Genomic DNA, 6,193 nt, shown 5'->3' on the forward strand with positions numbered 1-6,193 from the left:
GATCTGGGGTGGCCCATCTCGATATGCACAAGGAGCCGGGGTGGTTCGTCAGCCCGCGCTCGACTTGCGGAAGAACAGGACGTTGTCGCCGTAGTCCGCGAGCGGAATGGCCAGGGCCGCTTGCCGAATGCCGCTGGCGGGCAGGTGGGTGAGTTTCGCGAACATGTCTGTGTTGCCGAACGCGGCGCGGACCTGGGTTTCGGACGCGTAATCCGCGCCGTAGTCGGCCAGGGCCGCGAAGTCCAGGGGTGCCAATGGGGTATCGAGTGGGGCCTGTCCGCTCGGGCGGCCGAGTGCGGCGTATTGGGTGGCCACACCGTCCTCGTAGCGGCACAGCTCGTAGGACATCTTCTCGTTCGCGGTAACGCTGATCACCGGCCAACGCGCGGAAAGATGCTGTGCCAGTGGATGTTTGCCAACCGGGGCGATCTCCCAGTTCAGGCTCATGACGACAACCGAACCGCCGTATGGCTGTTCGATCAGCACTACGTCATCGCCGAGGGATTCTGTCGAGTTCAGTTCGGGATCGAAGGTATGCCAGTGGGTTTCGTGTGCGCCGCGCACGGCCGAGCGATCGACCTGGCGTGCGTTGTCGGTGGCGTAGGCCGCGATGATCGCGGCGCGAACCTGGGCGACGGCGTCGCGTGCGCTGCAGCGGACACTCAATGCGCCGAAGGTCGCACCGATTTCCACCGGCCGGGACGGGGGATCGGGTAGTGCTCCCGCGGCCAGCGGCTTCAAGCCGACCAAAGCGAGCTTCCAGTTGATCTCCTCGATCGTGGCGAGATCGCCGGAGGTTTGGTACAGAATCTGCTGCTGCGTCAGATGTCCCGCGCGCTGCAAGGTCCGGGCTTCGAGTTTGGTGAGCGCGGTGAAGGTCTTGTTGGTGAGATCGATGTCCTCGATCCGGGTTTCGCGCAGCCGTGCCGTCATCTCAGGTGAGGTCAGCGCGGCATACCGCTCGCGGTACATCGCCACGGCCTGTTTGCGCTGGCGGCCGACCATCAGCGTGCGCAGCAGCATGTTCAGGCTGGCGAGATATTTTCCGGACTGATCCGGATTCGCCGCGAACAGCGCGCTGCGGATGCGCACGGCGTCCTCGCTGGCGGCGACGGCGGCCTTCGGGTCGAGGCGGCACAACCAGACACCGCATTTCGAGAGCCCGTCCGCGCAGACCGCGGCCACCTGCGGATGCGTCCGCGACACTTGGCGATAGGTATGGCAGGCGTTGCGGATGGTGCTCGCCGCTAGTTCCCGATGGCCGATGTGCCGGGTCGCCTGCTCGAAGACACGTAGCGCATCCTGGACTTCGCCCGCGAACTCGGCGGTCACGCGCCCGGCGGCCAGCCAGTGCAGCCGGATGCCGACGGACTCCTGCGATGGCGCCAAGGCCTCCGCCGTCCGGTCCCTGCCGGGGCCGTTCTTGGTCGCGACCAGGCCTTTTGCGAGGTCGCACAGCGACGAGGCCAGACGCAATTCGTTCTCGACCGTCCGGTCGATCGCTGCCCGGCGATCCTCGGCTACCCGACGCTCGAGTGCACTCAGATCCATCGCGACCTCAACTCCCGCTTCACCTTCCGCGTCACGGTCGTCGAGCGGCCGCATTCTGCTCGACCGAGTTTGCCATAGAAATGGCCGGAATGAGCAGGCAATCAACCGGCGACCGGTGCCGCCGCGATCGACCTGTTGACAGCCATGGCAACCGCGCTCGCGTACGCCATGGCTGTTCCGCGTGGTTCGTGAGTGTAGCCGAGCAAACCGCGGTGCACGAAGTTGTCAGGGGTGGTTGCGCTCGGGCGGTTGTGCTCAGCCCTCCAGCAGCAGTGTCACGGGACCGTCATTGACGAGTTCGACGTGCATATGCGCGCCGAACCGCCCGGTGGCGACGGTTGCGCCGAGCTCGCGCAGTGCTTGCGCGAAGGTCTCGACCAGCGGTTCGGCGACGGGGCCGGGTGCGGCGGCGGACCAGGACGGCCGCCGCCCCTTGGCGGTATCGGCGTACAGGGTGAACTGGCTGACCACGAGAATGGGCGCATCCAGATCCGCGGCCGCGCGTTCCCCCTCCAGGATTCGCAACCGCCACACTTTGTCAGCCAATGCCTTCGCGGTGGATTCCGTGTCCTCATGCGTCACTCCGACCAGGGTGACCAGGCCCTGCGGATTCGGTTCGATCCGGCCAACGGTCTGTCCGTCGACGGTCACTTGCGCGGCGGATACGCGCTGCACCAGTACTCGCATGCTTCGATCCTCGCACCCGGGTGATCGCGGGTGCGCCGGCTGCCCTCAGGTCTCGTCCGGGTCGTCCGGCGTCTCGGCTTCGGCAAGCGGGCGTGCCTCTTCGGTGTGTGATGACGTCAGGTCGCGCAAGATCGCCGGGTCGATCGCAAGGGCGTCGGTCGGAGCCGGATCCATCGATGGGATCGGCGTATCACGAACTGCCAGAAAGGTATCGAGGAGGGCGAGTGCGTCGGGCGTGAGGCCGGGACCGGCGGACGACAGTTCGTCCTGCAGGATTTCCAGCCCGGATGCCGCCTCGATACCGGGCGATGTGGGATCGACCCGCCGCCAGTGCACCGCGACCGTCCAGGACGGGTCGCCACCGGCCCACGCCCAGATGACATCGCGAACGACTTTGTGCCGCAAGGTGTATACGCGAAAGTGTTCCGACGCGGATCCGGCCCGGTGCTCGATTTCGTAGACCCATTCGTGGCGGCGCGTTCGGATGTAGGTCTCGTCCGCGCGTGCGACGACCAGGAACGGGTCGTCCGGGTCGGCGGCGGCGACCACGAAGTCCTCGAGCAGCGCGGGGGTGAGGTAGGGCAGTGATCGGCCGTCACCGACGGTCACGCGGACATCGATGTGGCCGCGGGGGTCGTAGAGGTGGCCCGTCTCGACGTCCAGCACGGCGAGGTCGCGGTCCTTGGTGAGTTTCAGTACGGCCAGCAGGTGCCTGCCCCGGTTCGGTCCCCAGGTGCGCAATACCGCTCCGCGCGAATCAGCCACGGCGGCGACGAATCCGACTGCGCCGCCGTTGCGGTCGATCTCAGCGATGAGGTCGTCGACGGCGGGTGGAGTCGCACTGCCGTCCGGGACGGTGCACATCTGCTGGTACTGCTCCATCGCGTCGAGCGCGGTATCGACCGCGTCGGCGGGCACTACCGCGAACTCACAGGTCACCGCCAGGCTGGTCAGTAATGCCTCGAATTCGGGGGTCGGGCGCACCTCGACGTTGCGATCGGGATCGATCTCGGTGATGGCGGCCAGGCCGATTTCCCCGTCCCGCCACCAGTAGACCGCCGGGCTGATCGGCTGCGGTTCGCTGCGGTAGGTGTTGGCGGCGACCCTGCCCAGCAGAATCATCGCCGTCAGCGCATTGGGCCCGACAATGGGATGCGCGAAGACGTTGCCCTCGTGCGAGATGACGAAAAGTGCTCCGTACGTTCCGATTACCGGATAGTCGCCGAGCCATTTCGAGTGGGCACTCGCGGACTCCGACCCGCTCAGAATGGCGAAATGCGCATCGTTGTAGTTCCGCCATTCGATCGCCAGGCGGTCGGCGCCACGAGTGTTCGCCTCGGCCAGTTCGAAGAGCTCGGTGGTGTCGATCCGCCAGTGGGCGAGCTGGTCGGAAGTGACGACCTCGGCGGTGCGGAGTTGCTCGATCACCACCACCTGGATGATGCCCGGCGCGAGGTAGTGCCCGACAATGTCGATACCGGCGATGGTGTCCGACGACGCGAACCGTGTCTTGAGAAATCCACGCACTGTTGTGAATTCGTCGGTATCGAGCGGATCGGTGTAATCCAGATCCACTTGCGCCAGGAACGTTTCGACATGATCCGCGATGAGCGCGGGCCACTGATCGAATGGCTTCTCATTCAGCCTGCGCCGCAAGTTGTCAAGCCACAGAAAATGTGGTCCATCCCCACGCGGGCCCATCAACTGCACCTCGTCGGGTTCAGTTGCCCGGCACGAATACCCCATATGTTCCGCCGCCGCCGTCACCAGCGAAATCAATGGGTCCGAAGGCAAGTCGGCCACGACATCTCCTGAAATCGGCGTCTCCTCGACCCTAGGCGTTCCGGCCGGCACCGGCTGTTGCCGTCCGTGGGAGGTCCGACTGCTCGGGCCGTGAGTTGCGTCCCAATCTTCCCAGCAGTGGGCACGGTTCGGGGCGGTAGACTCGAGGATGTCGATAGGGTCGGGATCACGGCGCGGTGATGGTTGCTTCGAGCAACCGAAAGTCAAAGCAGTGCACCAATTCTTTTAGAAGACACGGGGATATGACTAAGGGTTACGATGAGAGGCCGGTCACGCTGGCTCCTATTTTCCTAGCCAGTTTCGTACTGTGGGCCGGGCGAAGTGTTCGCGATGTACTGAATCGGTCGACGGGTGGGCAGCAAGGGCTGGTCGTACCCGATCGGGAGTTCCAACTCGAGGCCGTCTTCGATAAACAGACTCCGGTCGTATTCCGCGGTGTCGCAACAACTTGGCCGGTATTCGAGGATTTTCAGCCGGAAGCGCTGCGCGAGAAATACGGCGACCAGAAGGTCGCCGCGCTGACCAGTGCGACCAACGTGTTCACACAGGAGACGTCGCCGGTCGAGGTACTCGAATACCGCGATGTCATGGCAGCGGTTTTCGACGAGCCGAAGCCGGGCAAGAACTACTACTCGCGTGCCGCCGCGGACCCGCAACCGCTCGCCGATCAGCTGCCCGCGCGCGTCGGCACTCGGCAGCAGAGCCCGGCGGCGAGCAGCGTGTGGATCGGCCAGCAGGGCAATCTGACTCCGCTGCACAATGATCCATGGCACGGCCTGCTGATTCAGCTGCACGGCCGCAAGCGGGTCCGGCTGTTTCCGCCGAATGAGTACCGCAATGTGTACGGCCGGATTCCGTTGAAGGTTTCCGACCCCTACACCGGACTCCCCGACGAGTTCGACCCGGATGTGAACAGCTTCGAGAAGCTGCAGGACGCGTCCTACTACGACGTGGTTCTCGAGACCGGCGACATCCTCTACATCCCGATGTTCTGGTGGCACCAGGTCGAATCCGTTGATCCGGCCATTTCGTATGTCGCGCGGTACAACCCGAGCTACTTCGAGTTCATGAAGGCGGCCTTCTTCCCGATGGCGGTGCGCGGTGTGCTGCGCATTGTCGACGGCATCATGGGCAGGTTCCGCAAGCCGAAGTGACCGCGAACCGCGGTCGGTGGGCGCTGTAACTGGCGCGGCACTTGCCGTTCATGTTCGAGCTACTGGTGAGTCGCCAAGCGCTGTCATCGTCGAATCAGAGGATCCGATGGTGATGGGTGCGGGTGACCGCTGGAGCTCGAGGAGTACGCGATGTCGGACAAGTTGAGGCACGACGCGGATCTGTTCGAGAAGGCCGCGGAGCGGACCAGCGCCGTTCGGGATCGAGTGAACGGCGTGCTGAGCACGTTGGATGCCGCACTCGCCGGCCGCGGTGCGCCGTGGGGGAACGACAAACTGGGGCACCAGTTCGCCGAGGGCCCCGACGGATACAAGGTCGCGCGCGAGCAGATGACCGGGAATATCAAGACCACGGCGACGAATTTCGACAACTTCTACACCGGTCAGACCAAGACCGCCAAGGAACTTCGGCGGATGGACCAGTCCAACGGCGACGGCTTCCGGTGAGTTGTAGCCCATGACGAACGAATTCGCCAAGGCCGAGATGGCGGCGGTGCTCGATGAAGTCCAGCAACAGTTTCGGGCGATCGCGCAGGTGCAGCAGCAGCGTGCCGAACTGACCGCGAGCGCTACCGTGCGCAAGCGGATCACGGTCACCGTGAATGCCGACGGCACCATTATCGAAACCAAATTCGGTTCCGGCATAGACGAATTGAGCTACGGCGAGATCGCGAAGGCGGTGACCGAGGCGGCGCAGAAGGCGACCGCCGAGGTGATGCGCAAGGCACAGGAGCTGATGACGCCCCTGCACGACCGTCGTGCGCGACTGCCCAAACTATCGGATCTGATCGAGGGCATGCCCGACCTGAGCTCCGAAATGCCGAAGGCGCCGAAGGTCTCGCTTGCGCCACCGAATTCCGAAGAGCGCCAAACGGTTTCCGACAATGACGGCGCGCCGATGGAATTCAGCAATGTCGAGGTCGTCTCGCGTCAATCGGCCACGGACCGCGGAGTCACCGATTCCAGCTGGTGACCGAGGG

At 64.5% G+C, this 6,193-nt stretch carries 6 protein-coding genes; 3 read left to right on the forward strand and 3 right to left on the reverse strand.

Annotated features, from left to right (window positions below; translation table 11 throughout):
• Window positions 1–48 precede the first annotated feature (48 nt).
• The 3 genes from ACFYOW_RS38665 to ACFYOW_RS38675 all read right to left on the reverse strand — a co-directional run bounded on the left by ACFYOW_RS38665 (window position 49) and on the right by ACFYOW_RS38675 (window position 4,041).
• Window positions 49–1,551 carry a hypothetical protein gene (locus ACFYOW_RS38665; RefSeq protein WP_387295177.1) on the reverse strand — a complete coding sequence of 501 codons (1,503 nt, stop codon included), beginning with the start codon at window positions 1,549–1,551 and terminating at the stop codon, window positions 49–51.
• A gap of 255 nt (window positions 1,552–1,806) precedes the next feature.
• Window positions 1,807–2,238, reverse strand: coding sequence for a D-aminoacyl-tRNA deacylase (gene dtd, locus ACFYOW_RS38670; protein WP_040686614.1), 432 nt, complete (start codon window positions 2,236–2,238; stop codon window positions 1,807–1,809).
• Between the two features lie 45 nt (window positions 2,239–2,283).
• The gene (locus ACFYOW_RS38675; RefSeq protein ID WP_387295179.1) at window positions 2,284–4,041 is read right to left on the reverse strand and encodes a hypothetical protein; all 1,758 of its coding nucleotides are present in this window, start codon (window positions 4,039–4,041) and stop codon (window positions 2,284–2,286) included.
• 242 nt (window positions 4,042–4,283) lie between these two features.
• Here ACFYOW_RS38675 and ACFYOW_RS38680 point away from each other — a divergent pair, with 242 nt between their 5' ends.
• The 3 genes from ACFYOW_RS38680 (at window position 4,284) to ACFYOW_RS38690 (ending at window position 6,186) form a co-directional block, all read left to right on the forward strand.
• A complete protein-coding gene (locus ACFYOW_RS38680; RefSeq protein ID WP_387295181.1) occupies window positions 4,284–5,195 on the forward strand; it encodes a cupin-like domain-containing protein in 912 nt (303 codons plus the stop codon).
• Between the two features lie 150 nt (window positions 5,196–5,345).
• Window positions 5,346–5,660, forward strand: a complete 315-nt coding sequence (locus ACFYOW_RS38685) for a hypothetical protein (protein ID WP_387295183.1) — start codon at window positions 5,346–5,348, stop codon at window positions 5,658–5,660.
• A gap of 10 nt (window positions 5,661–5,670) precedes the next feature.
• Entirely contained in the window at window positions 5,671–6,186 is a 516-nt protein-coding gene (locus tag ACFYOW_RS38690; RefSeq protein WP_387295185.1) for a YbaB/EbfC family nucleoid-associated protein, read from the forward strand.
• The last annotated feature ends 7 nt before the right edge of the window (window positions 6,187–6,193 follow it).

It is taken from the genome of Nocardia sp. NPDC006982 (assembly GCF_042869435.1).
GTDB lineage: Bacteria > Actinomycetota > Actinomycetes > Mycobacteriales > Mycobacteriaceae > Nocardia.

Bases quoted from the DNA above. Each gene is read 5' to 3' on its own strand.
- ACFYOW_RS38680 (WP_387295181.1), top strand. From the start codon at position 4,284: ATGACTAAGGGTTACGATGAGAGGCCGGTCACGCTGGCTCCTATTTTC.
- ACFYOW_RS38690 (WP_387295185.1), top strand. From the start codon at position 5,671: ATGACGAACGAATTCGCCAAGGCCGAGATGGCGGCGGTGCTCGATGAA.
- dtd (WP_040686614.1), bottom strand. From the start codon at position 2,238: ATGCGAGTACTGGTGCAGCGCGTATCCGCCGCGCAAGTGACCGTCGAC.
- ACFYOW_RS38665 (WP_387295177.1), bottom strand. From the start codon at position 1,551: ATGGATCTGAGTGCACTCGAGCGTCGGGTAGCCGAGGATCGCCGGGCA.
- ACFYOW_RS38685 (WP_387295183.1), top strand. From the start codon at position 5,346: ATGTCGGACAAGTTGAGGCACGACGCGGATCTGTTCGAGAAGGCCGCG.